This window comes from Massilia consociata (assembly GCF_042432755.1).
GTDB classification, from domain to species: Bacteria; Pseudomonadota; Gammaproteobacteria; order Burkholderiales; family Burkholderiaceae_D; genus Telluria; species Telluria consociata.
Genome location: NZ_JBHLWP010000006.1, coordinates 12,055 through 38,966 on the forward strand (window position 1 = coordinate 12,055; position 26,912 = coordinate 38,966).

Annotated in this window: 14 protein-coding genes; 5 read left to right on the forward strand and 9 right to left on the reverse strand. The window is 67.0% G+C overall.

Annotated features, from left to right (window positions below):
- Positions 1 to 414: 414 nt before the first annotated feature.
- The 5 genes from ACFFJK_RS04250 to ACFFJK_RS04270 form a co-directional block, all read right to left on the reverse strand.
- Positions 415 to 1,467 carry a glucokinase gene (locus ACFFJK_RS04250; RefSeq protein WP_379677873.1) on the reverse strand — a complete coding sequence of 351 codons (1,053 nt, stop codon included), beginning with the start codon at positions 1,465 to 1,467 and terminating at the stop codon, positions 415 to 417.
- A 146-nt stretch (positions 1,468 to 1,613) separates the two neighbouring features.
- Positions 1,614 to 2,558, reverse strand: a complete 945-nt coding sequence (locus tag ACFFJK_RS04255) for a rhodanese-like domain-containing protein (protein ID WP_379677874.1) — start codon at positions 2,556 to 2,558, stop codon at positions 1,614 to 1,616.
- Positions 2,559 to 2,625: 67 nt separating this feature from the next.
- Positions 2,626 to 4,317 (reverse strand): ABC transporter ATP-binding protein, encoded by a 1,692-nt coding sequence (locus tag ACFFJK_RS04260; RefSeq protein ID WP_379677875.1) that lies wholly within the window; start codon positions 4,315 to 4,317, stop codon positions 2,626 to 2,628.
- Between the two features lie 10 nt (positions 4,318 to 4,327).
- The gene (locus ACFFJK_RS04265; protein ID WP_379677876.1) at positions 4,328 to 5,338 is read right to left on the reverse strand and encodes an ABC transporter permease; all 1,011 of its coding nucleotides are present in this window, start codon (positions 5,336 to 5,338) and stop codon (positions 4,328 to 4,330) included.
- A gap of 17 nt (positions 5,339 to 5,355) precedes the next feature.
- Positions 5,356 to 6,294, reverse strand: a complete 939-nt coding sequence (locus ACFFJK_RS04270) for an ABC transporter permease (protein ID WP_379677877.1) — start codon at positions 6,292 to 6,294, stop codon at positions 5,356 to 5,358.
- A 408-nt stretch (positions 6,295 to 6,702) separates the two neighbouring features.
- Here ACFFJK_RS04270 and ACFFJK_RS04275 point away from each other — a divergent pair, with 408 nt between their 5' ends.
- Positions 6,703 to 9,570: a TonB-dependent receptor domain-containing protein gene (locus tag ACFFJK_RS04275; protein ID WP_379677878.1), complete on the forward strand. Its 2,868-nt coding sequence runs from the start codon at positions 6,703 to 6,705 to the stop codon at positions 9,568 to 9,570.
- Positions 9,571 to 9,652: 82 nt separating this feature from the next.
- On the opposite strand, the gene aroG is transcribed toward ACFFJK_RS04275, so the two are convergent.
- A complete protein-coding gene (aroG, locus tag ACFFJK_RS04280) occupies positions 9,653 to 10,711 on the reverse strand; it encodes a 3-deoxy-7-phosphoheptulonate synthase AroG (RefSeq protein ID WP_379677879.1) in 1,059 nt (352 codons plus the stop codon).
- Here aroG and ACFFJK_RS04285 point away from each other — a divergent pair.
- The 3 genes from ACFFJK_RS04285 (at position 10,710) to ACFFJK_RS04295 (ending at position 16,914) form a co-directional block, all read left to right on the forward strand.
- Positions 10,710 to 10,910 carry a hypothetical protein gene (locus tag ACFFJK_RS04285; protein ID WP_379677880.1) on the forward strand — a complete coding sequence of 67 codons (201 nt, stop codon included), beginning with the start codon at positions 10,710 to 10,712 and terminating at the stop codon, positions 10,908 to 10,910. The two genes, aroG and ACFFJK_RS04285, sit on opposite strands and share 2 nt — an antisense overlap.
- Positions 10,911 to 11,238: 328 nt before the next feature.
- Positions 11,239 to 14,100, forward strand: a complete 2,862-nt coding sequence (locus ACFFJK_RS04290) for a TonB-dependent receptor (protein ID WP_379677881.1) — start codon at positions 11,239 to 11,241, stop codon at positions 14,098 to 14,100.
- A gap of 129 nt (positions 14,101 to 14,229) precedes the next feature.
- Positions 14,230 to 16,914, forward strand: coding sequence for a TonB-dependent receptor (locus ACFFJK_RS04295; RefSeq protein WP_379677883.1), 2,685 nt, complete (start codon positions 14,230 to 14,232; stop codon positions 16,912 to 16,914).
- Positions 16,915 to 17,036: 122 nt separating this feature from the next.
- Here the strand turns inward: ACFFJK_RS04295 and tldD are convergent, their stop codons facing one another.
- The 3 genes from tldD to ACFFJK_RS04310 all read right to left on the reverse strand — a co-directional run bounded on the left by tldD (position 17,037) and on the right by ACFFJK_RS04310 (position 23,752).
- Positions 17,037 to 18,497 carry a metalloprotease TldD gene (tldD, locus tag ACFFJK_RS04300; RefSeq protein WP_379677884.1) on the reverse strand — a complete coding sequence of 487 codons (1,461 nt, stop codon included), beginning with the start codon at positions 18,495 to 18,497 and terminating at the stop codon, positions 17,037 to 17,039.
- A 215-nt stretch (positions 18,498 to 18,712) separates the two neighbouring features.
- The gene (locus tag ACFFJK_RS04305; RefSeq protein WP_379677885.1) at positions 18,713 to 19,510 is read right to left on the reverse strand and encodes a carbon-nitrogen hydrolase family protein; all 798 of its coding nucleotides are present in this window, start codon (positions 19,508 to 19,510) and stop codon (positions 18,713 to 18,715) included.
- Between the two features lie 15 nt (positions 19,511 to 19,525).
- Positions 19,526 to 23,752, reverse strand: coding sequence for a YhdP family protein (locus ACFFJK_RS04310; RefSeq protein WP_379677886.1), 4,227 nt, complete (start codon positions 23,750 to 23,752; stop codon positions 19,526 to 19,528).
- A 165-nt stretch (positions 23,753 to 23,917) separates the two neighbouring features.
- Between ACFFJK_RS04310 and glnE the strand changes: the two genes are divergently transcribed.
- Positions 23,918 to 26,662 carry a bifunctional [glutamate--ammonia ligase]-adenylyl-L-tyrosine phosphorylase/[glutamate--ammonia-ligase] adenylyltransferase gene (gene glnE, locus ACFFJK_RS04315; protein ID WP_379677887.1) on the forward strand — a complete coding sequence of 915 codons (2,745 nt, stop codon included), beginning with the start codon at positions 23,918 to 23,920 and terminating at the stop codon, positions 26,660 to 26,662.
- Positions 26,663 to 26,912: the final 250 nt, after the last annotated feature.

Consider the following 26,912-nt stretch of genomic DNA (forward strand, 5'->3'; position numbering starts at 1 on the left):
TTAGAATGCAAAAGAACATCAAAACAAAACCGACGCATCGGCAATAACCCGGTTGCCAGCCGCAAGACCGTCGGGCCGCGGTGCGAGGTACTGCACGCAAAAACTGGAATCCGTGGACCCGGGCCTGGATGCGCCGGGCTGACATAAAGTGACAGACGTTCAAGGTGGCAGACTTGGCGTCGGCCACGGGCTGCCCGCGTGCCAGGCGGGCGATCGCTGTTGGTATCGCAGGTGAAACGCGCGCCACGCTCATACGGCGCCGGGAGGCTTGCCCGGCGACGCGCGCCACGGGCAGGAAAAGCGGGTGACGGCAACGTTTCCGGCAATTGACAGCCATTGTAACCGATAAAACCCGCAAACGGACAAGGCGCCGTCCGTACGCGGCGCAGGTTGTTCCTTATTTGCCTTATTTGGTTAAGGCGCCGACAGTTTTTCCGACAAAATCGCCGACACGCCCAGGAAGGCCGGGTAGTCCGCGGTGATGACATAGGTCGGGACCTGCCCCAGGTAGCCGCTGAAGCGCCCCTTCTGCTCGAAGCGGCGGCGGAAAGACGAGGCCGCGAAGCGCTCGCCCAGGCGTGGCACGATACCGCCGCCGATATACACGCCGCCCTGGGCGCCAAGCGTGACCGCGAGGTTGCCGGCGACCGTGCCGAGCATGCCGCAAAAAGCTTCCAGCACCTCGTCGCACAGTGCGCACTCGCCGGCCAGGGCTCGGCGCGAGATTTCCGGCGCATCGAGGCGCTCACCGGGACGGCCGGCGCGCTGCGCGAGCGCGCGGTAGATCAGTTCCACGCCGGCGCCCGACAGCAGGCGCTCGGCCGAGACGTGCTCGAACTCGCGCCAGGCATACTGGAGGATGGCGACTTCGAGCTCGTTGACCGGCGAGAAACTGACATGGCCGCCTTCGCTGCGCAGCGCCGTCCATCCTGCGGCTTGTCCGCCCGCTGCCGGCGCCGGCGCCGGGATCAGACCGGACACGCCCAGGCCGGTCCCTGCGCCCAGCAGGCCCAGCGGCGCATCTGGCACGGGCGCGCCGCCGCCGACCTGGCGCTTCTGGTTGCCGAGATGCGGCAGCGAGCGCGCCAGCGCCGAAAAATCGTTCACGACCACCAGCGTGTCGAAGCCGCACTCCTGGCGCAGCGCTTCGATCGAGAATGCCCAGTGGTGGTTGGTCATGCGTACCTGGTCGCCGACGACCGGGTTGGCGATGGCAATCGCCGCATGGCGGATGCCGGCATGCAGCATGGGATTTGCCACCTGAACCCGCGGCAGCGCCAGGTAGGCGCGCACGGCGTCGGCCAGCGTCGGATAGGCGTTACAGGGCAGGACTTCGATCGCCTCGAACCGCCCGGGCCCCACCTCCAGCGTGAAACGGGCATTGGTGCCGCCGATGTCGGCGAGCAGGCGTGCGCCGCCGGCATGGGGCGGCGACAGGGATGGCAGGCTGGATGGGAAGGCGGTCATTGCTGCAAATGAAGAAACGATGACCAAGCTTACTAAACTTTGTAACGCTTTTACAAGTACATTTTGTAGTTTAGGTACATATCGAGAAAAATTGCAGGTCCATTACAACGCCCTCGCCTTTCGCATGAAGTAGTCGAACTACTTAATCAGCACGGTGCCGGTTCCAACGCCGGGCTTGGACGGTGCCGGGCGTTCCAGGCATCGAGCCCGCCTTTCAGGGGACGGGCGCGCTGGAAACCGTTGGCCAGGAACTGTTTCGCCACCTCGGCGGCCGTGACGTCGTTCGGGCAGCTGCAGTAGATGACGACGTGGCGGTCCTTGTCGATGGTGGCCATCAGCTGGTCCGGCGCGCAGGACTGGAACACCACTGCGCCGGGAATGGCCGCTTCCAGGGCCTGCGCCGTCAAGCTGCGGGCGTCGATGATGACCGGATCGTGGCCGCCGTCGATCAGCGCGGCCAACTCCCCGATCTCGATGCGCGGTACCGCGCTGCGGGCCCGGGCGCGGCGCCGCTCGGCATACTTGACGGCGACAAACAGCGCCAGCAACACGGCGATGACGGACAGCGCCGTGCCGCCCATCGCCTCGAGCAGGCCGAGCAGGTCTGCGACACGCTCATGGAACAGGATGCCGAGGAGGATGCCGGTACCGCTCCAGAGCGCCGTCCCGGCGACCGAGAATGCGAGGAATGCGCGCGTACCGGTGCCGATGGCGCCCGACAGCGGCGCCGCGACGGTGTTGAATCCGGGGATGAATTTCGAGACCAGCAGCGACTTCACGCCGAATCGGCGGAAGCGGTCCTCGGTCTGGCTGACGCAGGAATCGGGAGACAGCGAGATCTTGCATAGCAGGCGCAGGATGCGCTTGCCGTAGAAGCGTCCGGCGCGGAACCAGAACAGGTCGCAGACCAGGCAGGCGCCTACCGCCGCCAGCATGGCCAACGGCCAGCTGACGTCGCCGCCGACCGAGAGCGCGCCCGCCACCACCAGGATCGGGAAGGCAGGGATCGGCAGGCCGAACTGTTCGACAAGGACGATGCCGAACACGATCAGCACACCGTAGGTCTGGAGCAGGTCGACCAGCTGGGGCATCGGGATAGTGTAGTCCAGTTTCGGCGGCGTCGCAGGCGGCCGTGTTGTTTCGTCGTCCCTACGGCGCCTATGCGCCGCGCGGGATCGCCGCCAGCAGCGTCCGCGTATATGCATGCTGCGGATTGCGGTACAGTTCGTCCGAATCCGCCATCTCGACCACGCTGCCGTGATGCATCACCATCACCTGGTCGGCGATGTACTTCACCACCGACAGATCGTGCGAGATGAAGATGTAGCTCATCCCGTATTCGTCCTGCAGGTCCTGCAGCAGGTTCAGCACCTGGGCCTGCACCGACACGTCCAGCGCCGAGACCGACTCGTCGCACACCAGGATCTCCGGCTTCATCGTCAGGCAGCGCGCGATGGCGATGCGCTGGCGCTGGCCGCCCGAGAACTCGTGCGGGTAGCGGTGGAAGGCCTGTTCCGGCAGGCCGACCCGCCCGAGGAGGTCATGCGCCATTTCCGTGCGCTCGCGGTCATCGGCGCCGATGCGGTGGATGCGCATCGGCTCGAGCAGGATCTGGCCGACCGTGAAGCGCGGGTTGAGCGACGCGTACGGGTTCTGGAAGATGATCTGGATGCGCCGCTTGTAGGCCTGGTAGTCGCGGTCGGACATCGTCAACATGTCCTTGCCGTCGAACAGCGCGCTGCCGCCGGTGGCGCGGTGCAGGCGCAGCAAGGTCAGGCCGACCGTGGTCTTGCCCGAGCCGGATTCGCCCACCACGCCCAGCGTCTTGCCGCGCGCCAGGGTGAAGGACACATCCTTGACCGCCCTGAACTCGCGTTTCCGGAACAGGCCGTCGCGCAGCCAGAAGCTCTTGGCAAGGTTGCGCACCACCAGCACCGGTTCATCGTCCGGCGCACTGCCGCGCGTGCGCTGCGGCAGCGCCTGCTCCGGCGCCACTTTGCCGCCGAGGTAGTCGTCGATCACGGGAAGGCGCACCGGGCGCTCGTCGAGCCTGGGGCGGCAGTGCAGCAGGGCACGGGTATACGCATCGGCCGGGGCGCCAAACACCTGGGCAGCCGTCCCCTCCTCCCGCACTTCGCCATGGCGCATCACGATCACCCGGTCGGCGATCTCGCCCACCAGCCCGAGGTCGTGGGTGATGAACAGCACCGACATCCGGTGCGCCTCCTGCAGGCGCGCGATCAGCTCCATGATGGCTTTCTGGATGGTCACGTCGAGCGCCGTGGTCGGCTCGTCCGCGATCAGGAGCCTGGGCTCGCAGGCGATCGCCATCGCGATCATCACGCGCTGCTGCTGGCCGCCCGACATCTGGCTCGGGTAGGCGTCGATCTTCACCAAGGGATCGGGTATGCCGACTTCGGCCAGCAGTTCGAGCGTGCGCGCCCGCGCCTGCTTCCTCGTCATGCCCATGTGCCGGCGCAGTACTTCGCCGATCTGGAAGCCTACCGTGAACACCGGGTTGAGCGAGGACATCGGTTCCTGGAAGATCATCGCGATCTCCTTGCCGCATAGTTCCCGGCGCGCGGCCGAGGGCAGCGCGAGCAGCTCGCGGCCACCGAAGAGCGCGCGCGAGCCCGGGTGGATGATGGTGGTCTCCGCCGGCAGCAGGCCCATCACCGCGAGCGAGCTGACCGACTTGCCGCTGCCGGATTCGCCCACCAGCGCCACCGTGCTGTTGCCCGGCACGTCGAAGGAGATGCCCTTCACGGCTTCGACCGTGTTCTTCCTGTCGACGCGGAAGGAAATGCGCAGGTCGCGTACCTGCAGCAGCATGTTCTGTTCGTCCGTCATCCTGCGCACCTCATTTCAACTTCGGGTCCAGCGCGTCGCGCAATGCATCCGTGAACAGCGAGAACGCCGTCACCAGCAGCGCCATCGCGCCGGCCGCTGCGGCCAGCTGCCACCACTTGCCCAGGATGAGCTCGTTCTGCGCTTCGTTCAGCATGCTGCCCCACGACACCACGCCGACCGGCACGCCGAAGCCGAGAAAAGAAAGGATCACCTCGGCCTTGATGAAGCCGACCACCAGGATCGACATCTGCACCAGCGCCACGTGCGAGACATTGGGCAGGATGTGGCCGAACATGCGGGCCCGGGCGGAGGCCCCGATGGCGTCGGCCGCCATCACGTACTCGCGCGCCTTGTGCTTGATGTACTCGGCGCGCATCAGGCGGTAGGGTCCGGTCCAGCCGGTCAGGCCGAGGATCAGCACGATGGTCATGACGCCTTTGTGCTGCAGCACGGCGGCCACCGTCAGGATCATCAGGATCGAGGGGATCGAGGTGAAGATGCTGTAGAACCAGTTGAACAGGTCGTCCACGATTCCGCCGTAGAAGCCCGACAGCGCCCCGAACAGCGTGCCCAGGGCCACCGCGACGAAAGCCGCCACCAGGCCGACGACGATCGAGGTCTCGCCGCCCTTGATGGTCTTCTTGACGATATCGTGGCCCCATTTGTCGGCGCCGAACGGCAGCGTGGTCGCCTTCTCGACGGGCGGGTGCGCGGCACGCACCTGGTCCTTCAGCTCGGCCAGGTCGGCGGCCAGCGGGTCGAAGGCATTCGGCGGCGTCTCGCGCGGCAGCTGGGCCGCGGCGAGCGCGCGCGCGGCAGCGTCGGCGCCCACGAACGTCGGCGGCGCGTAATTCACCGCCACCTCCTCTTCCCAGTCGGCGGCCACCAGGCCGGCGCCGGACAGAACGACCATCAGGAGAAAGCCCGCCACCACGGCCAGCGCGCCCATGGCGATGCGGTCGGCGCGCAGGCGGCGCCAGGCGAGCGCCCATGAACCAGGTGAGTCGGCATGCGTCGTCATGGCATCCTTGTTCCAGCTTATTTGAGTTGCACGCGCGGGTCCACCGCCTGGTACAGCAGGTCGGCCAGCAGATTGAACACCATGGTGGCCGCGGCCACGTACACCGTGATCGCCTTGATCACCGGGAAATCGCTGCGCTCGACGGCCAGGATGACTTCGCGCCCGATGCCGGGGATCCCGAAGAAACGCTCCAGCAGGAAGGCCCCGATCAGGAGCGCCGGCAGGTTGGCCATCACGTGCGTGATGATCGGGATCGCCGCATTGCGCAGCACGTGCACCCAGACCACGCGGCGCTCGCTCAGGCCCTTGGCGCGCGCGGTGCGCACGTAGTCCTGCCCCACTTCGTCGAGCACGAAACTACGATACAGGCGCAGGGTCGGCGCGATCGATACGGCGAGGCCGATGATGATGGGCAGCAGCGCGTATCGCAGCAGGTTTTCACCCAGGCCGTTACCCCAGCCCTGTACCGGGAACAGCCCCAGCTTATAGGCGAAGACGTACTGGAACACGATGATGTAGACCAGGATCGAGATCGACATCCCGACCGTGCACGCGACCATCACGGCGCGGTCGGTCAGCGAGCCGCGCACGAAAGCGATGGCCAGGGCCAGCGCGATGCCGAACAGGGTTTCCAGGATGGTGAGCGGCACCAGCACCGTCAGCGACGGGCCCAGGCGGCTGGAAAGGATCTGCGACACCGGCTCGCCCGTGCTCCATGCATTGCCGAAGTCGAAGCTCAGGATCTGCTTGATGAAGATCCATAACTGGACAGTATATGGCTGGTCGGTGCCGAGCTGGCGCCGGATGTTCTCGATGGCGGCGGTGTCGGCCATCTTCCCCGCCAGCAGGTAAGCCGGGTCGCCGCCGACCCAGTTGAACAGCACGAACACCAGCACCACCACCCCGAGCATGGTCGGCAGCATCTGCCACAGCCGCCGCAGGATAAAGCTAAGCATGGAACTCCTGAAGATATGCACCGCATGCACAGCCCGGGTCGAGGTTGTCGGCGGGCGGACGAAGAGGCGTAACGATAGCGCATATTGCCGCTGCCCGGCAGGTGGGCGTGGCTACACCCGTCTATTCCATTTTATTTCCATTCCATAACTTAATTGGCAGATTTTGTAAATATGTCCGCGCAAGAGTTGTTTTTTTATCTTGCCTAATATTTACAATTGACAATGTAAGTACAGAAATGTTTTTATTGCCGAGCAGGAAAAGATGCCGTCTATACAAGCGATGGCAGTGTGATTGAATCATCTTTGCGGTCGACGCCAAAAAAAGAACCGCAGAGCCTACCTGGGAATCTCGACATGATGGTTGAAACAGTATTGTCCCGTTCGGTACGATTGATGTTCGCGGGCGGCATGGCATTTGCCGCCTCCGCCTATGCGCAGGACGCGCAGCAAGCCGCCTCCGGCGAAGGCCAGCAACTGCAGCGCGTGGAAGTGACCGGTTCGCGCATCGCGACCGCCAACCTGGAAAGCGTCAGCCCGGTGACCGTGGTCGGCGCCAAGGACATCAAGCTGGAAGGCACGCGTTCGGTGGAAAACCTGCTGAACAACCTGCCGCAGGTGTTCGCCGACCAGGGCGGTTCGATCTCGAACGGCTCGTCCGGCACCGCAACCGTCAACCTGCGCAACTTCGGCGCCGACCGCACCCTGGTGCTGGTCAACGGCCGCCGCCTGCCGGCAGGCTCGCCGCGCAACACCGCGGCCGACCTGAACCAGATTCCGGCAGCGCTGATCAAGCGCGTCGAAGTGCTGACCGGCGGCGCCTCGGCCATCTACGGCTCGGACGCGGTCGCGGGTGTGGTCAACTTCATCATGAACGACAATTTCCAGGGCGTGCAGCTGGAAACCAACTACGCGTTCTACAACCATGAGCAGAAAGGCGGCCCGGCAGCCCAGGCGGCCCAGCGCCGCAACTTCCCGGTCCCGGGCGATATCGGCGCCGACGGCAAGATCAAGGACGCCAACCTGCTGTTGGGCGGTAACTTCGCCGACGGCCGCGGCAACGCGGTCGCTTTCTTCGGCTACAAGAAGGAAGACCCGCTGCTGCAGTCGCAGCGCGACTTCACGTCCTGCTCGCTGGACGGCTTCAGCTCGGGCAACACCTTCAACTGCGGCGGTTCGGGCACCAGCTTCCCGGGCCGCTTCTTCACCGACGCCGGCCAGCGCACCGTCGCCGATGCGGCCGGCAATACCCGTCCGTACGTCGCGGCCACCGACCAGTACAACTACGGTCCGCTGAACTACTTCCGCCGTCCGTCGGAGCGCTACACCTTCAGCAGCTTCACCCACTTCGACATCAACGAGAACGCCCGCCTGTACACCGAGGCCAGCTTCCACGACGACCACACCGTCGCGCAGATCGCCCCTTCCGGCCTGTTCGGTTTCGACGCCTCGGGCGCGAACGCAATCCGCTTCGAGAACCCGTTCCTGAGCCCGGCCTGGCGCCGCGACCTCGGCCTGAACGCGCCGGGCGACACCGCCGAGGCCATCATCTTCCGCCGCAACGTGGAAGGCGGCGGCCGCCAGGACGACCAGCGCCACACCTCGTACCGCGGCGTGATCGGCATCAAGGGCGACATCGGCAACTGGAACTACGACGCCTTCCTGCAAGCCGGCAAGGTACTGTATTCGGAAACCTACTTCAACGACTTCTCGAACCAGCGTATCGGCCGCGCATTGAACGTCGTCACCGGCGCCAACGGCCAGCCGGTCTGCCAGAGCGTCGTCGACGGCACCGATCCGAACTGCGTCCCGTACAACATCTGGGCGCTGGGAGCGGTGACGCCGGAAGCACTGAAATACCTGCAGACCCCGGGCTTCCAGAAGGGCAGCACCTCGCAGACCGTGCAGGGCATTAACCTGTCGACCGACCTGGGCGAATACGGCATCAAGCTGCCGACCTCCAGCCGCGGCGTCGGCCTTGCATTCGGCTGGGAACACCGCACCGAGAAGCTCGACCTGGCCACCGACACCGCCTTCGAGACCGGCGACTTGGCCGGCCAGGGCGGCCCGACCCTGGGCGTGGCCGGCCAGTTCAGCGTACGCGACTACTACGCCGAAGCGCGCATCCCGGTGCTCGAGAAGCTGACGTTCGCCGACTCGCTGACCCTGACCGGTTCCTACCGCAAGTCGGACTACTCGACCGGCCAGAAGACCAGCTCGTACGGCTTCGGCGCCGAATGGTCGCCGGTGCAGGCAGCCAAGGTGCGCTTCAGCTACCAGCGCGCGGCGCGTGCCGCCAACGTGGTCGAACTGTTCACGCCGCAGGGCCTGGCGCTGTTCGGCATGGCCAACGACCCGTGCGCCGGTGCCAACCCGACCGCTTCGTTCACCCAGTGCGCCCTTACCGGCGTGACGCAGGCACAGTACGGCCGCATCGAAGACAGCCCGGCGCAGCAGTACAACCAGATCGTCGGCGGCAACGCCAACCTGGCGCCGGAAGAGTCGGACTCGTTCACCCTGGGCCTGGTGCTGACCCCGATGCGCAACCTGAGCCTGACCATCGACGCGTTCGACATGAAGGTCGAGGGCACGATCGGCGGCCTGCCGGCCTCGACCACCCTGACCCAGTGCCTCCAGACCGGCGATCCGACGTTCTGCTCCCTGATCCAGCGTGACCGCCTGGGTACCCTGTGGGCGCTGCCGGCCGGCCGCATCGTCGCGACCAACCAGAACCTGGGCATGAACTCGACCAAGGGCCTCGACCTGGGCGCGAACTACGGCTTCAAGATGGGCGGATACGGCGGCCTCGACCTGTCCTTCATCGGCACCTACCTGAAGGAATTCAAGGCCGAGGACTTCCCGGGTTCGGGCGAGTACGACTGCGCCGGCCTGCACGGCACCGCCTGCGGCACCCCGCTGCCGAAGTGGCGCCACAAGGTGCGCGCCGTCTGGGCCACGCCATGGCGCGGCCTGGAGCTGGGCGTGACCTGGCGCCACATCAATTCGGTCAAGCTCGACGCCACCAGCGACAATCCGCTGCTGGCCACCGACTTCGAACCGGCTGACGAACGCCTGGCGGCACGCGACTACCTGGACCTGGTGGGCCAGTGGGCGATGAACAAGAACCTGACCCTGCGCGTGGGCATGAACAACGCGCTGGACCGGGATCCGCCGGTGACCGGTGTCGTGGCCGCGGTGTTCGGCAACGGCAACACCTACCCGCAGGTGTATGACGCCATGGGCCGTCATATCTTCCTGAACCTGACCGCCAAGTTCTAATCCGGCGAGTCAAATAAAAACGGCGCACTCATCGAGTGCGCCGTTTTTTATTGCCGATCCACGCCGGGAGGCGCGGACATCTTCACTCCTGCCGCAGCCTGCGCTGCCGCACCGCGGCCGCCAGCCCGTCCAGCACGCCGATGCTGGTTTCCCAATCGATGCAGCCGTCGGTCACCGACTGGCCATAGGTCAGCTCCTTGCCCGGCACCAGGTCCTGCCTGCCGCCCACCAGGTGCGACTCGATCATCACGCCGACGATGCGGTCGTCCCCGGCCGCGATCTGGGCCGCGATGTCGGCGCACACCGGCACCTGGTTCTGCGGGTTCTTGCTGCTGTTGGCGTGCGAGGCGTCGATCATCAGGCGGCTGGCCAGGCCGTTGGCCGCCAGTTGCTTGCAGGCTTCCTCGACGCTGAGCGCGTCGTAGTTCGGGGCCTTGCCGCCGCGCAGGATGATGTGGCAGTCCTCGTTGCCGGACGTCGATACGATCGCCGAATGTCCGCCCTTGGTCACCGACAGGAAGTGGTGCGGCTGCGACGATGCCTTGATCGCATCGGCTGCGATCTTGATGTTGCCGTCGGTACCGTTCTTGAAGCCGACCGGACACGACAGGCCGGACGCGAGCTCGCGGTGCACCTGCGACTCCGTGGTGCGGGCCCCGATCGCGCCCCAGCTCACCAGGTCGGCGATGTACTGCGGGCTGATCACGTCGAGGAACTCGGTGCCGGCAGGCAGGCCCAGCTCGTTGATGTCGCGCAGCAGCTCGCGAGCCATGCGCAAGCCGTCGTTGATGCGGAAGCTGTTGTCCATGTACGGATCGTTGATCATGCCCTTCCAGCCGACCGTGGTGCGCGGCTTCTCGAAGTACACGCGCATGATGATCTCGAGCTCGCCCTTGAAGCGCTCGCGCTGCACCGCCAGGCCGCGCGCATACTCGAGCGCCGCCTTGGGGTCGTGGATCGAGCACGGGCCGACCACCACCATCACGCGGTCGTCCTGGCCGTGCAGGATGCGGTGCAGGGCCACGCGCGCGTTTGCCGCGGTCTGCTCCGCCGCCGGGGTCACCGGGAACTCGCGGATCAGGTGCGAGGGCGGCGTCAGTTCCTTCATTTCGCGGATGCGTAAGTCGTCGGTGCGAGGCATGCTGTACTCCGTATCGTGTTTGGCTGGGGCTGGAAAACAAAAAACCGCCATCGCTGGCGGTTTGTCTGGATTGCGTCGGACTGTTCTTGAATCTCGCGTGAACCTGCCGCTACTCCACCGCCTGAGGGCTGGAATGGCTAAAGTAAAAATAGCAGGTAAAGAAAACGTGCTGGCGCATGAAAGGTCCGTCTGGCCGTGATTGGCCATGTCCGATTGACTATAACGCCATTGCATGAACATTGGCAAGCCTTTTGTCCGGGCACATTGGCCGTGGACGCCTCGCCACACCGCCTGCCACTTGCAGCCAACGGATTTGGCGAGCGGTTGCGGGAATCCTACAGGGGTTCGGTCCCTTTTTGCACACCTTGATCAGGATCAGTCGCCGTTCATTGATCGGTGCAAAAGTCGTCTCAAGCCCCGACTGTTCCGTCTTCATCTTGTTTTCTCGTAAGAAAAGTCTCGTAGGCATTTGATCGGGATCAAGAAGACGCACGCAGTGGGAACAACCCAACCAATGGAGTCCGGACATGACTGAAACCCAGCTCTCCCGCGCCGTACGGCGCATCTTCGCCGGCGGCGGCGCCGTCGGCCTGGCCTTGATGGCCATACCGCCCGAAGTGCTGGCGCAGGAAGCGGCGCCGAAACCCATCGCACGTGTCGAGATCACCGGCTCGAACATCCGGCGCGCGCAGGCCGAAACCGCCTCGTCGGTGCTGACCGTGAACCGCGCCGACATCGAACGTTCGGGCAAGACCACCGTGGCCGAATTCCTGCAGACGCTCGCCGTCGACAACCAGGGCTCGGTACCGGTCAATTTCGGCAGCGGCTTCGCCGCCGGCGCCTCCGGCATCTCGCTGCGCGGGCTTGGTACCGCCTCGACGCTGGTCCTGCTCAACGGCCGCCGCATGGCGCCCTACGGCCTGGCCGACGACGGCCAGAAGGTGTTCGCCGACCTCAACGTGATCCCGACCGATGCCGTCGAGCGCGTCGAGATCCTGAAGGACGGCGCCTCGGCGATCTACGGCTCCGATGCGATCGCCGGCGTGGTCAACATCATCCTGCGACGCGATTTCCAGGGCACCACGGCGCGCGCCATGGTCGGCACCGGCGAAGCCGGCGACGGCCAGCACCACAACGTTGCCCTCACCTGGGGCAAGGGCGACCTCGATGCCGACCGCTACAACGTGCTGCTGAACTTCGAATACAAGCGCACCGACGCCATCTTCAACCGCGAACGCGGCAACCGCGGCTGGATCGGCAAGAACGACCTGCGGCCCTGGGGCTTCTCGGCCCAGGAAGCGCTGGGCGGCACCGGCGCGATCGTCGGCAACAATGCCGCGGGCAGCGCCATCAACGGCAACGTGCGCAACCCGAATACGTTCAACTACTACAACCGCGGCAACCTGGCCGGGGAGGGCTTCACCCGCACCTTCCCGGGCGCGGCCTGCGGCAACTTCACCAATCACCCGCAGGGCGACCCGGGCGGCGGCTGCCTGGTCGACGCCGCCTTCCTGTACAGCCAGATCCAGCCCAAGACCGAGTACGTATCCCTGTTCGGCCGCGGCACCGCGCAGGTGCGGCCCGGGCTCGAGGCATACGGCGAACTCAATCTGTACACCAACCTGACGCAGTCGTCCGCCACGCCGTCCACGATCAGCGGATCGGTTGGCTATCCGGGCGGCCCGGTCAGCAACGCCGGCGTGCAGTTCGGCGCCACCCATCCCGACAACCCGTACTTCGGCACCCCGGCACGGTTGCGCTACCTCGCCGCCGACGTCGGGCCGCGCCGTTCCGACATCGAATCGCTATTTACGCGCGCCCTGTTCGGCCTGCGCGGCGAAATGGCCGGCTGGGAATGGGACGGCTCGCTGCTCTATTCGCGCAGCAACGTGAAGAACGAGCGCAACGGCTACCTCGCGCGCGACGCCACCTTCGCCCTGCTCGACCCGAGCCCGGCCAACGTCACGGCGGCCATCGCGAACAGCCCCGGCTACCGCGCGCTGCCGCCGGGCACCTACTGGCGCATCGCCGAGAACGCGGGCCTGAACTCGCCGGCGGTCTACGCCGCATTGTCGCCGCAGATCGAGAACGACGCCCATACCGAGATCGCCCAGCTCGACTTCAAGGCCACGCGCGAGTTCGGCAAGCTGGCCGGCGGTGCGCTCGGGGTCGCGGTGGGCGCCGAGTTCCGCCACGAATCGGCCGAACTGGAACCGACCACGGGCACCGAGCGCGGCAACATCATCGGCCTCGGCTACTCGGCCTACAACGGCCAGCGCAACGTGGCCGCCCTGTACGGAGAGGTGCTGGCGCCGGTGTGGCCCGGCGTCGAACTGACCGGCGCCATGCGCTACGACCATTTCACCGACGTCGGCGATGCGTGGACGCCGAAGGCCGGCATCAAATGGACCCCGGTGCGCAACTTCGCGCTGCGCTCGACTTTCGCCCGCGGCTTCCGCGCCCCCAGCCCGGCCGAGAACGGCGTCGGCGGCCTGGCCGCGTTCGCCACTGCCAGCGACCCGCTGCGCTGCGCCCTGGGCGTACCCGGCACCTGCAGCACGGCCTCGGTCGCCGTCATCACCTCGCCCAACCCGGCCCTGAGCCCGGAGCGCTCCAAGAGCTGGAACGTCGGCGTGATCTGGGACCCGCTGCCGCGCACCAGCATCTCGCTCGACTTCTGGCAGATCAAGCGCAAGAACGAAATCAACCAGGAGCAGCTCGATGCGGCAATTGCCGCCGGCAGCGTGGCGCGTGACCCGACCACGGCCGACCCGGGAATCCCGGGCGACCCGGGCGCCATCACCGCCGTACTGGCGCGCTACGTCAACTCGGCCAGCACCAAGGTACGCGGTATCGACCTCGATGCGCGCCAGAGCTTCCCGCTGCCGGGCGGGTACGGCAACCTGGTGTTCGACGCCAAGTACACCTTCCTCGACAAATGGGAGCGTACCGAACAGGACGGCAGCACGCGCGACTACGCAGGCACCCACGGCAACTGCGACGTGACCAACTGCGTCGGCACGCCCGACCACAAGGCCAACCTGCGCGCCACCTGGGAGCGCAGCAACTGGCGCGTGTCGGCCAACGTGAACTACCGTGGACGCATCGACAACACGTTGTTCAAGAACGATCCGGCCGGCTGCGCCACCCACTTCGCCAACGGTAACGATGCGCCGACCGATTGCGAACTGGCCTCGTTCACGACAGTCGACCTGACCTTCCGCTGGAAGCCGCAGCAGCGCTGGGAGATCTTCGGCTCGATCCAGAACCTGTTCGACAAGCGTGCGCCGCTCGACCCGCTCACCTACGGCGCGGTGTCGTACAACCCGCTCGACTACTACGGCGCCATCGGCCGCTTCGCCACCCTGGGAGCGCGCTACACCTTCTGACGCCGTCCGGGCCGGCGCGACCCACGCCGCGCCACAGCCGCCCTCCCTGCACCCGCAGGGAGGGCGGCTGCGCACGTCTTCCCGTACATCTTCCGTGCCACCCGCCTGTGCCACGACCTGGAGCCGAACATGACCGAAACCACCCTGTCCCGCACCCTGCGCCGGCTGTTCGCCGGCGGTTCGGCCGCCGGCCTCGTGCTGTGCGCCCAGCCGCTCCTGGCCCAGACCTCGCCGCCCGGGCTGCAGCCGCCGCCGACACCCAGCACGGCGCCGATGCAGCGTGTCGAGATCACCGGTTCGTCGATCCGGCGCCTGGCGGCGGAAACCTCGCTGCCGATCACGACGATCCGCGCGGCCGACTTCGCCAAGCAGGGCCTGGCGACGGCGCAGGAAGTGCTCAATGCGATACCGATGAACCAGACCTCGACGGTGTCGTCGTCGGCGGTCGGGGCCGGCACCGGTGGGCGCGCCACCGCCGACCTGCGCGGCCTGGGCGGCGACAAGACCCTGGTGCTGCTCAACGGCCGGCGGCTGGCGAACCACCCGTATTTCGCCGATACCGTCGACCTCAACATCATCCCGGTGGCGGCGCTCGAGCGCGTCGAAGTGCTGCGCGATGGCGCCTCCGCCATCTACGGCACCGACGCCATCGGCGGCGTGATCAACTTCATCACCAAGCGTTCGGTCGAGGGCGCGGCAATCGCCTTCGAAGGCTACGAGCCCTGGCGCCAGGGCGGCGGCAGCGAGCAGCGCGTGAACCTGTCGGGCGGCTGGGGCGACCTCGAGCGCGACGGCCTGAGCATGTGGGGCGTCATCGACTGGCACCAGCAGAGCGCGCTGCGCTCGACCGAGCGCAGCTTCTCGAACAGCGGCATCCGTCCCGAGCACGGGATGTTCGAAGTCAGCGGCACGACCTTCCCCGCCAATTTCTTCTCCGACCTCGGCGTCAGCGGCAACCCGGCCTACCCGGCCTGCCAACCGCCCGAGTCCGTGCCGCTGGAGGGGGCGCCGCTGTGCGCCTTCGACTACACGCGCTACGTCGACAACATTCCCAAGACGCGCCAGTTCAGCGCCATGGCCAGGCTCAACAGGAAGTTCGGCGAGCACACCGGCAGCCTGGAATTCGTGCACGGGCGCAGCACCACCGTGTCCCAGGTGGCGCCGCCTCCACTGTCCAACATCGGCGTGATCATGACGGGCGCCAGCCCCTATTATCCCGGCAACGGCATCGTGCCGGCCTTCCCCGGCCTGACCGGCGAGCCGCTCGACATCTCCTGGCGGCCGCTGGAAACAGGTCGGCGCAACACCTTCGACGCCAGCATCACCGACCGCCTGCTGGCCGGCCTCGAAGGCACCCTGGCCGGCTGGGACTACAACACCTCGGTCTCGTACTCGCTGGGCAAGGCGCGCAGTGTCTTCAACGGCGGCTACGTCGTCGACCAGCGCATCATCGACGGCGTCGGCGCCGGCATCCTGAACCCGTTCGGCCCGCAGAACCCGGAAGGCACCGCCTACCTGAACAACTCCATCCTGTCGGGCGAATACCTGCACGCGCGCATCCACAGCGCCGCGGTCGATGCGCGCGCCAGCCGCGAATTGATGACGCTGCCCGGCGGCCCGCTCGGCTTTGCGATCGGCGCCGAGTTCCGGCGCGACCGCGCCAAGTACTTCGTCAACCGCGAACTGGCCTCGCAGGCCTCCAGTTCCGGCTACGCCGATGCGCAGGACCAGTCCGGCGCACGCAGCATCTGGGCCGTCTTCAGCGAAGTGAACGTCCCGGTCATCAAGAACCTCGAGCTCAACTTCGCCGCGCGCTACGACCACTACAGCGACGTCGGCGGCAGTTTCAATCCGAAGGTGGCGCTGCGCTGGCAGCCGACCCGGCAGCTGCTGGTGCGCGGCTCCTTCAACAGGGGCTTCCGCGCCCCGACGCTGTTCGACCTCTACGGCCCGCAATCGACCACCAACAGTTCCGACACGTATGACGATCCGCTGCTGTGCCCGAACGGCGTACCGGCGCCTGGCGCCAACCCGAACGTTGCCTGCGGCCAGCAGCAACTGGTGCGCCAGGGCGGCAACCCCGATCTGTCCCCGGAACGCTCGCGCACCTACAGCGCCGGCGTGGTCTTCGAACCGCTGCAGAACCTGACGCTGTCGCTCGATTACTGGGACATCCGCCTGAAAGACCAGATCAATGCGCTGGCCGAGCAGACCCTGTTCGGCAACTTTGCCAAGTACCGCGACCTGTTCGTCTACGACCCGGCCGGCACCAACCTGCTCTACGTGCTGGCCATCACCGACAACCTCGGCGAAGTCAAGACGCGCGGCCTCGACCTGTCGCTGGCCTACCGGATGCCGCGTACGCGCTTCGGCAACTTCAGCGTCAACCTCGACGGCACCTACGTCAACAAGTACGACTACCAGAACGAGCCGGGCGGGCCGTTCACGCAGAATGCCGGGCGCTACGCCGATGCCACGCCCGTGTTCCGCTGGCGCCACAACCTGCTCTTCAGCCTGACGCGCGGCGACTGGAGCTTCAACCTGGCCAACCGTTACATGTCGCACTACACCGACCAGAACACGGCGGTGGCCCCCGAGTTCTTCAACAAGGTGAAGCATTACTCGACCTGGTCGCTGTCGACCACCTATACGGGCAACAAGAAGGCCGAGTTCACGGCGGGCGTCAAGAACCTGTTCGACGAGGAGCCGCCGTTCACCAACCAGGTCACCAACTTCCAGCTCGGCTACGACCCCCGCTACACCGACCCGCTCGGCCTGACGGTCTATATGCGCGTGAACTACCGCTTCAATTAGCGGCGCTGGAATAACGGTCGCGGAAATGACAACGCCCGGCTTGCGCCGGGCGTTGGGGTAACAGTGATTGCGCCGCTAATTACACCGCTAGTGGCGCGGCAGGCCGAATGTCAGGCCGAAGTTCAGGCCGTGCCGCCGACGGTCACGCCATCGATGCGCAGGGTCGGCTGGCCGACGCCCACCGGCACGCTCTGGCCTTCCTTGCCGCATACGCCCACGCCCGAGTCCAGGCGCATGTCGTTGCCGATCATCGAGATGTTGTTCATCACTTCCGGACCGTTGCCGATCAGGGTCGCGCCCTTGACCGGGTAGCTGATCTTGCCGTTCTCGATCATGTAGGCTTCGCTGGCCGAGAACACGAACTTGCCGTTGGTGATGTCGACCTGGCCACCGCCGAAGTTCACCGCGTACAGGCCGTTCTTCACCGAGGCCAGGATTTCTTCCGGATCCTTGTCGCCGGCCAGCATGTAGGTGTTGGTCATGCGCGGCATCGGCAGGTGGGCAAAGGACTCCCGGCGCGCGTTGCCGGTGACCGGCATCTTCATCAGGCGCGCGTTCATCGTGTCCTGGATATAGCCCTTCAGGATGCCGTCCTCGATCAAGGTCGTGCACTGGGTCGGGTTGCCTTCGTCGTCCATGTTCAGCGAGCCGCGGCGGTCCTGCAGGGTGCCGTCGTCGACCACGGTGACGCCCTTGGCGGCCACGCGTTCGCCGATGCGGCCGGCGTAGGCCGACGAGCCCTTGCGGTTGAAGTCGCCTTCCAGGCCATGGCCCACCGCCTCGTGCAGCAGCACGCCGGGCCAGCCCGGGCCGAGCACGATGGTCATGGGGCCGGCCGGCGCCGGGCGCGCTTCCAGGTTGACGCAGGCCGACTTGACCGCCTCGGTTGCATAGCGGTCGAGCAGCTCGTCGCTGAAATAGCCGTAGTCGTAACGGCCACCGCCGCCGGACGAGCCGACTTCGCGCCGGCCGTTCTGCTCGGCGATGACGGTCACGGACACGCGCACCAGCGGACGGATGTCGGCCGCCAGCACGCCGTCGCTGCGCACCACCAGCACCACGTCGTATTCGCCGGCCAGGCCCGCCATGACCTGCACCACGCGCGGGTCCTTGGCGCGCGCCATCTTCTCGACGCGTTCGAGCAGGCGCACCTTCTCGGTAGCGTCGAGCGAAGCCAGCGGATCGTGCGGCAGGTACAGCGAGCGGCCGCCGGTCGGGCGCGCCGCGGTGGCGATCTTCACCTTGCCGGCGCCGGCGCGTGCGATCGTACGGGTAGCGGCTGCCGCGTCCAGCAGCGCCGCTTCGGAAATATCGTCGGAATACGAAAAGGCGGTGCGGTCGCCCGAGACGGCGCGCACGCCGACGCCCTGGTCGATCGAGAAGCTGCCGGTCTTGACGATGCCCTCTTCGAGGCTCCAGCCTTCGCTCTTGGTGAACTGGAAATACAGGTCGGCGTAGTCGACCTTGTGCGTGAACATCGATCCCAGCGCTTTGAGGAGCTTGTCCTCGTCGAGGCCGAAAGGCGTCAACAGCACGTCGCGTGCGACAGCCAGGGAGGAAAGGTTCGGTTCGAATGGTTTCATTTTGCGTTCGGTCTTCCTATGGAAAAGGCATTGTGCCATATCCGGCTGCATCGTACCGGACACATGGCAGCTCCGCAGCACCCACCCAACAATCAGGGTCAGAGTCAATTTGTTTGGTACGGTCTTTTTGGAACTTGATCGAATGAAGAAAAAAGCTCAGCGTTATTTACCGCTGAGCTCTTGGCGAATAATTCGACTCTGACCCTACTTTTTAGCTACAGCTTGCGATGCCGCAGTGCCGGCAGGCTCTCGCGCACCCCGGCCAGGAAAGCCGCGTCGAGCTGGCCGCTGATGACGCCCTCGCCTTCGCGCAGCACGGCCTTCACCTCGCCCCAGGGATCAATCAGCATGCTGTGCCCGAAAGTGCGGCGGCCATTGACGTGCGTGCCGCCCTGGGCCGAGGCCAGCACGTAGCACTGGTTCTCGATGGCGCGGGCGCGCAGCAGCACTTCCCAGTGCGCCAGGCCGGTCGTGTGGGTGAACGCGGCCGGCACCACGATCAGGGCGCACTCGCCCATCGCGCGGTACAGCTCCGGGAAGCGCAGGTCGTAGCATACCGACAGGCCGACGCGGCCGAACGGCGCTTCGAAACTGCCCACGCTTTCCCCCGGCACGATGGTGCGCGCCTCGTCGTAGGATTCGCTGCCCTTGTTGAAGCCGAACAGGTGGATCTTGTCGTAGCGGCTGACCTCCCGGCCCTGCGGGTCGTATACCAGGGTGGTATTGAGCACCTTGCCCGCGTCGGGCGACACCAGCGGCAGGGTGCCCCCGACCAGCCAGATGCCGTGCTCGCGCGCCAGCTCCGCCATGCAATCCTGGATCGGGCCGCTGCCCTGCCGCTCGGCATGCGCCACCTTGTCGCTGTCGCTCATGCCCATGATCGGCCAGTATTCGGGCAGCGCGACCAGTTGCGCACCTTCGCCGGCCGCTTGCGCTACCAGCCGGCGCGCCGTCGCCAGGTTGTCCGCTACCTGTGGGGTGGAAACCATCTGTACTGCGGCTACTGTCGTCATGTCGATCCTTTCATGTCATTCTTTCTTCGCCCTGGGACGCGCCGCCGGGGGCGGCGGTGGATTGTCGAGCTTGGTGATGGTCGGCGACTTCCACGGCCCGGAGATCCGCATCTGGTAAGTCAGCGCCTTCATCACCGGCGCACGCAGGAACAGCTGCGCCAGGTAACTGCCGATCCCGATCACCGGGTTCACCGCCAGGCCATACACGAACGACCCGGTACCGAGGTTAAATTCCGGGATCACGACCACCCGCAGGTTCGTGGTTTCGTTGGCGATATCCGCCGTGCCGTCCATCAGGATGGTGGCGGCCACCCCGTGCATCTTGAGGTTATCCGTGCGCAGCACGCCACGCTCGATGATGGCGTTGGCGCTGATGCCGTCGAACGCCAAGCCCTCCGAGAACACGTCGTGGAAATCCAGCTTGAGCAGGCGCGGCAGCGCCTGCAGGCTCAGCACGCCGAGCAGCTTGGCCGCTCCCGGATCCTGCTTCAGGAACTGACCCGACTCGACGTTCATTTCGATCTGGCCCGACAGGCTCGGAATGTCCATCGCGTACGGCAGGCCGCTCCAGGCAATGTCGCCCGACATCTTGCCCTTCCCGCGGCGCAAGGTTTCGGGGAACCCCAGGCGATCGAGCAGCCTGCCGGCGTCATCGATGTCGAGCACGAAGTTCAGGCTGGTGTTGCTCTTGCCATCCTTGGTCAGCCAGCGGCCGTTGGCCTTGAGCTGGCCGTCCGGACTGTCGAGCGCCAGGCGGTCGATGCGCCATTCGCGCCCGGCCCGCGCCGGCACGTTGCTCGCCTGCAGCTGCAGGCGGCCGAGCCGCTTGTCGAACAACTGGAACTGGTCGACGATGATGTCGAGCGAAGGAATGGTGGCGCTCGCGCCGCGGTTCGATTCCAGCAGGTTCTTGACTTCGGCTTCATCCGACTCCGGGATCACCAGCGAGGCCAGCCGCGCCGTCACTTTGCCCAGCCCTTGCCCGCTGCCGGACTCGAGCCAGGTCACGTGGCCGCTGGCATGGCGCGATTGCAGGCTGGCCTGCCAGGTGTCCTTCAGGTGCGTCGCGCCCAGCACCACGTCGGCCATGCGCCGCTCGGCGACGGTCAGTTCGGCGACCCGGCCCGCCAGCACGGTCGGCACCACGTACTGGGCAAATCCGCCTTCGCCGTCCGTGCCGGCCGCGGTGCCCGGCGCGTCGCCGTCGTCGTCGCCCGCGATGGCCTTGCCGGCCGCGATCCACCCGTCCACGTTCAGCGCGCGCATGTTCACGTGGACCATCATGCCGCTGTCCGGCACCGGCGCCGGCACGTTCACGCCGATGCCGCCGCGCCGGACCAGCCACGGGCCGTGTCCCTGCTTTTCGCGCAGGTAGCGCGCCGAGATGCCGTCGCCCAGCGTGATCCGGATGTCGTCGCGCGCCACGTCGTTCACGGTCGGCTCGCCGGACAGCACGAAACGCAGCGGGAGCGCATCCGCCTGCGGCTTGTTCAGCGGCACCGGCAGCTCCAGACCCAGGCCGACCAGGTTCGATTCGAGCGTGACGGTGCGCCGTCCTTCGCGCACCGCGACCACGCCGGTGTAGGGCGTGCTGCCCGACATGCGCGCCGCCAGCCGGCCCAGGGCCGGCATCGGCGCCGTACGGCGCATGCCCTCGCTTGACAAGGTACCGCCGAGCCGGATCGCGATGCTGCCGTCGCGCTGGGTACCGCCGCCCAGCGACAGCGGCCCGCCCAGGAAGCTCGCGCCCACGCCGTTCAGGCTGAAGCCGTGTTCGTGGAAGTCGATCCGGCCCAGCGCGGCCTGGAGCAGCGGCAGCTCGGGGAACAGGCTGATGTCGTTGCCCTGCAGTTGCAGGCTGCCCTGCACCTTGGTTTCCGGCAGGTGCTCCAGCGGCATGCGCAGCTTCAGCCCGAGGCGGGCATTGCCGCCGGCGCGGGTGTCTTCGGTGAAGTGGCCGATCCAGTCGATCACCGGGCTGGCCGCGACGTAGCGCAGGAATTCCTGCAGCGGGCCGGCCGCCACGCCGTCGATCTCCAGCATGTTGTGCTCTCCCGCGCCCAGGTCCGGAATCACCGCCTTCACGTTCGACAGCGCCACGCCCATCGTGCGCAGGCTGTCGCCGTGGATTTCCATGCGCGCGCGGTCGAATGCGATCCGGCCGTTGATCTGCTCGGCCAGCGGCCAGAGCGGCGTACCGTCGGCGTGCCGGTGGCCCGGCGCATATTCGAGCCGGGCGTTCTCGAGGCGTCCGGCCACGTGGAATTCGCCGCGTGCGCGCTCGAGCAGGCTGGTGGCGCGGAACGGGAAGGCCGCCAGGTCGCCGCGCAGGCGCAAGCTCGCGTCGCGCAAGGTGCCGCCCTGCAGGGCGCCGGTCAGCCACTCGTGCAGGTGCTCGGGCGTGGCCAATGGCAGGAAACGCCCGATGCCGGCGATCGCGAAGCCGTCGAGCCTGCCGGTAAAGTCGGCCACGCCCGGGCCTGGACTTTTCCCGTCCACGGCCGCCAGCGGCAGCATATGGCGTCCGGACAGCGCGCCATGCAATTCGCCCTGTGCGAACGCCAGGTTCTCGACCTCGACCAGCAACTGCTGGCCGGGATCGTAGGTCCAGCGCGCCTTCAGGGCGAGCCGGTCGAGCGGCATGGCCGGCTCGGCGAACCACGCCGGCATGTGCAGCACCAGCGCTTCGGAATCGACCGTCACGCTGCCGCCGCGCTCGTTGGCGTCGATGCTGCCGCTCAGGTTCTGGAAACCCGGCGTGGCCGGGCGTGCCGGCAGCGCCGGCATGGCCATGTGTGCCGGCTGCCCGGGCCGGGCCGGCTGCGCGGGAATGGCCGGACGCGCGGCCTGGGCGTTCAGCGCCAGTCCGGCCACGTCGCCGCGGATGCGGAAGCCGCGCAAGGCCGGGTAGTGCCCTTCCCATTCGGCCGTCACATCCAGCAGTTGCCCGCGCGGCGCGTAGTCGGCCAGCATCTGGCGCTGTTGCGGCGGCAGCGGCAGGGTGTGAGCCAGCGCCGCCAGCGCGCCGATGTCGAGCTGGCGCGCGCTCAGCCTGCCCTGCTCGGGGCGGCCGCCAGGCTCGGCGGGGCGCCAGCTCTGCTCGAGCGTGGCCGGCGGCAAGGTGCGGCCGTCGCGCGTCGTCACCGTGAAATCCGTCAGGCTGAGCGTGTGGCCGTGGGCGCCGAAGGTCGGCTTGCCTTCGTCCCGCCCCGGCAGCAGTTCCTCGCTCGCCGCCAGACGGCCCTTGACGAGCGCCAGTTCGAGCGGCGCGAGCGTGGCCTCCAGGCGCGTATTGACGCCGGCCAGCGCCACGTCGGCAGTGAATCCGGCCACCCGGGCCTGGTCGAAGTTCAGCCAGGCGCGCAGCGAACCGTGCCCGCTGGTGAGCTGGTATGGAATGTCGAGGTGCTGCTTCCAGGCGGCCAGGTCGGTGTCGCGCAGGTCGACGTAGAGCTCGCCCTTCCAGCGCGTGATGTCGGACGGACGCGATCCGAAACGGTGGCGAAAGCGCGCGCGCACGTCGAGCGGGCGGCCCAGCGCGCGCGGCGGCGTGGCGCGCAGCGCGAAACGGTGCCCGCCGCCGAAGCGGTTCAGCAGCGCCATCGTGACGTCGCTGAGCGCCAGCGTGGGCGTTCCGCGCAGCTCGTCCGTCCAGTCCACCCGGCCGTCGCGGATCACGATCTCGCGCTGGCGCAGCAGCCAGTCGGCGCCGCCGCCATCTTCCTTCTTGTCCGGGTCGAGCCGTACGCCGGCCACGCTCAGCACGCCATCGCGGCCGCGGCGCACGTCCAGCTGCGGACGCCGGATCTCGAGCGCATGCAGGCGCGGCTCGAATGCGGCCAGGCTCCACCACGACAGCGCCGCCGAGACCTCGGGCAGGGCCAGCACCTGGCGTCCGCCGGGGTCGATCAGGCGCACGTCGCCCAGGGACAGCGCCGGGTGGATGCCCTGCCAGGACGCTTCCAGGCGGGCGATCGTGACCCGGTTGCCGAGCGCGCGCCCGGCGGCCGCTTCGATGTCGCTCTTGTACAGGTCGATATTCGGAAGGATGGCGTAGCGCAGCACCAGGAACAGCAGGGCCAGCACGAAATAGACGAACAGCAACAGCTTGATGGTGAAGCCGAGGACATGGTGCGAGGCCAGGTTCGCATAGCGATAGGCCGCACGCAGGCGCTGCCAGCGCATCCGCGCCTGGCTAGGCGGGAGGTGCTCGCTGACCGCCTGCGGTTGCGGGTTGTCCATCAAGTTGCTCAAAAAGGCTTCGCCGTAAATAGTTTCTTTAATAACAGGTCGCTTGCAAGGGGCACGGCGTCTACCTTACCATCGTGCTGACCGGGGCAGCACGGCGGGCAATTCTACCGCACCAATGCCTGCCGGACGGCAAAAACGCACACTGGATCGGACACCATGAACCCTGCCCCGCCGGCCGAACCATCGGACCGCGCCGAATCGCCGGACCGCGCTTCGCGCTTCCTCCAACGCTGGCTGGGCGCCGATCCCGCCCGCCCTGCCCTGCTCGACGACATGGCCCGATTATCGCTGGCCGAGGCCGACCTCGGCGCGGCGTTGGCGCGCGAACTTGCCGCCGGGTTGCCGCTGCCGCGTGCGATGCGCCGCCTGCGCAACCTGCTCGTCTGCGCCATCATCCGGCGCGACCTCTCGGGCCAGGCCAGCCTCGACGAAGTGGTGACCGCGATGACCCGCTTTGCCGACTTCGCCATCCGTACCCATGCCGCCGCCCTCACCGAAGAACTGGTCGCCGCACACGGCATGCCCACGGGCGAGGAATCCGGCCGCCCGCAGCAGTTGATGGTGCTGGCCATGGGCAAGGGTGGCGGAGGCGAACTCAATGTCTCGTCGGACATCGACCTGATCTTCGTCTATCCGGAGGACGGCGAGACCGCCGCCGCCCCCGGCCAGCGCCAGCTGTCCAACCACGAGTTCTTCGTGCGCCTCGGCCGGCGCCTGAATGCCGCCCTGTCCGAGATCATCGAGGATGGCTTCACGTTCCGGGTGGACATGGCGCTGCGCCCCAACGGCAACTCCGGCCCCCTCGCGGCCAGCCTGAACATGGTCGAGGAATACCTCATTGTGCAGGGCCGCGAGTGGGAGCGTTATGCCTGGGTCAAGGCGCGCGCAGTCACCGGCGACCCGGAAGACATCGCGGCCTTGGACGCCATCGTGCGTCCCTTCGTGTTCCGCCGCTACCTCGACTTCGGCGTGATCGATGCGATCCGCAACATGCACGCCCAGATCCGCGCCGAGGTCAAGCGCCAGGAACGCCTGCACCCGGAACGCAGCCACAACGTCAAGCTCGGCCGCGGCGGGATCCGCGAGATCGAGTTCCTGGCCCAGGTGTTCCAGCTGATCCGGGGCGGGCGCGACCCGGCCCTGCGCGAACGTTCCACCCGGACGACGCTGCACCTGCTGGCCGAACGCGAGCTGTTGCCGCAAGACACGGTCGAACGCCTGCTCGACGCCTACACTTTTCTCCGCAACCTGGAACACCGCCTGCAATACCTGGAAGACGCGCAAACCCACACCCTGCCCGCCAGCGAGGACGACCGCCTGACGGTGGCGCGCTGGATGGGCCTGCCGGACGTGCCCACCCTGCTCGCCCGCCTCGAGCAGCAGCGCAGCTTTGTCGCGGCCCAGTTCGACGCGATCTTCGCCGACAAGAGCGAAAGCGCCGACCCCGACACGCCCACCCTGGCCGACGACCCGGAAAACCTCGACGCGATCCGCAGCCGCCTGGCCGGGCTCGGCTACGACGACCCGGCCACGGCCGGCGCGCGCCTGGTGGCGACGCTGCAGGGCCCGCGCCTGTCCAGCCTGCCCGAGGCCAGCCGCGCCCGCCTGCTGGCGCTGGGCGACGCCGCCCTTGGCCAGATCGCCACCGTGGTGCGCGAAGCGGGCATCGGCAGCCATGCCGCCACGCTCGGGCGCCTGCTCGACTTTTTCGAGGCGATCGCACGCCGCTCGGCCTACCTGTCGCTGCTGACCGAATACCCGCACACGCTCGAGCGCGTGATCCGCATGATCAATGCCAGCGGCTGGGCGGCAACCTTCCTGACCCAGCACCCGATCCTGCTCGACGAGCTGCTCGACGACCGCAACGAGGGCGCCGGCGACATGGCCCTGCTGGCGCAGGCGCTGGACACCCAGCTGTCCGCGGCGGCCGGCGATACCGAGCGCCAGCTCGACATCCTGCGCGAGACCCACCATGCCCAGCTGTTCCGGTTGCTGGCGCTGGACCTGGCGGGCGAACTGTCGGTGGAGCGCCTGGCCGACCACCTGTCCTTGCTGGCCGACACCATCGTCGGCGCCACCATCCGCCATGCCTGGCGCACGGTCGCCACCCGCCACCGCGAGGAGCCGCGCTTCGCGGTCATCGCCTATGGCAAGCTGGGCGGCAAGGAACTCGGTTACGTGTCCGACCTCGACGTGATCTTCCTGTTCGACGACGACGACGAGATGGCGCCGTCGAACTACGCGAAACTGGCGCAGCGCTTCATCACCTGGAACACGGCGCACACGGCGGCCGGCATCCTGTTCGACATCGACACCGCCCTGCGCCCGGACGGGGCCAGCGGCATGCTGGTGTCGACCGTGGCTGCCTTCGAGCGCTACCAGGACAATGCCGCCTGGACCTGGGAACACCAGGCCCTGACCCGTGCCCGCTTCTGCGCCGGCGATGCGGACATCGGCGCGCGCTTCGAGGCGATCCGCGACAAGGTGCTGCGCAAGGACAGGAGCGGCATGGAAGCGCGCCTGAAGGACGATGTGGTGGCGATGCGCAAGCGCATGCGCGACGCCAGCGTCAACCGCACGACGCTGTTCGACCTGAAGCAGGACCCGGGCGGGATGATCGACATCGAGTTCATTGTCCAGTATCTGGTGCTGCGTCATGCGGCAAATTACCCGCAATTGACGGTAAATACCGGCAACATCGCGCTGCTGCGCCTGTGCGGCGGACTCGGCCTGATCGACCCGGCGCTGGCTTCCAGCGTGGCCGACGCCTACCGTGCAATGCGCAAGCTCCAGCACCAGGTACGGCTGCAGGGGCAGGAAAAGGCGCGCGTCGCACCCGCCCTGCTGGGTACCCATCCGGACAGCGTGCTGCGCCTGTGGCAAGCCTGTTTCGGCGGCTGAAGCCGCCGCCCCGCCGCGGTGCGCCATGCACCGCGCATGACCATTTCTCCTCCCATGCGCACCCTTGCCGTGCGCTTCTTTCCTGCTGACTTAGGGGTCAGAGATTTCTTGCTACCAAGTGTTGTTTTTTGGACAGAGAATGTCCTTACAGATATTGACACTTGTCAACATAGAATGATCTTATAGAGTTGTGTATGTACCCAGCAACATCGTTACCCGCGGTGTGCTGGTCGCACAGGTTGCAACTTTT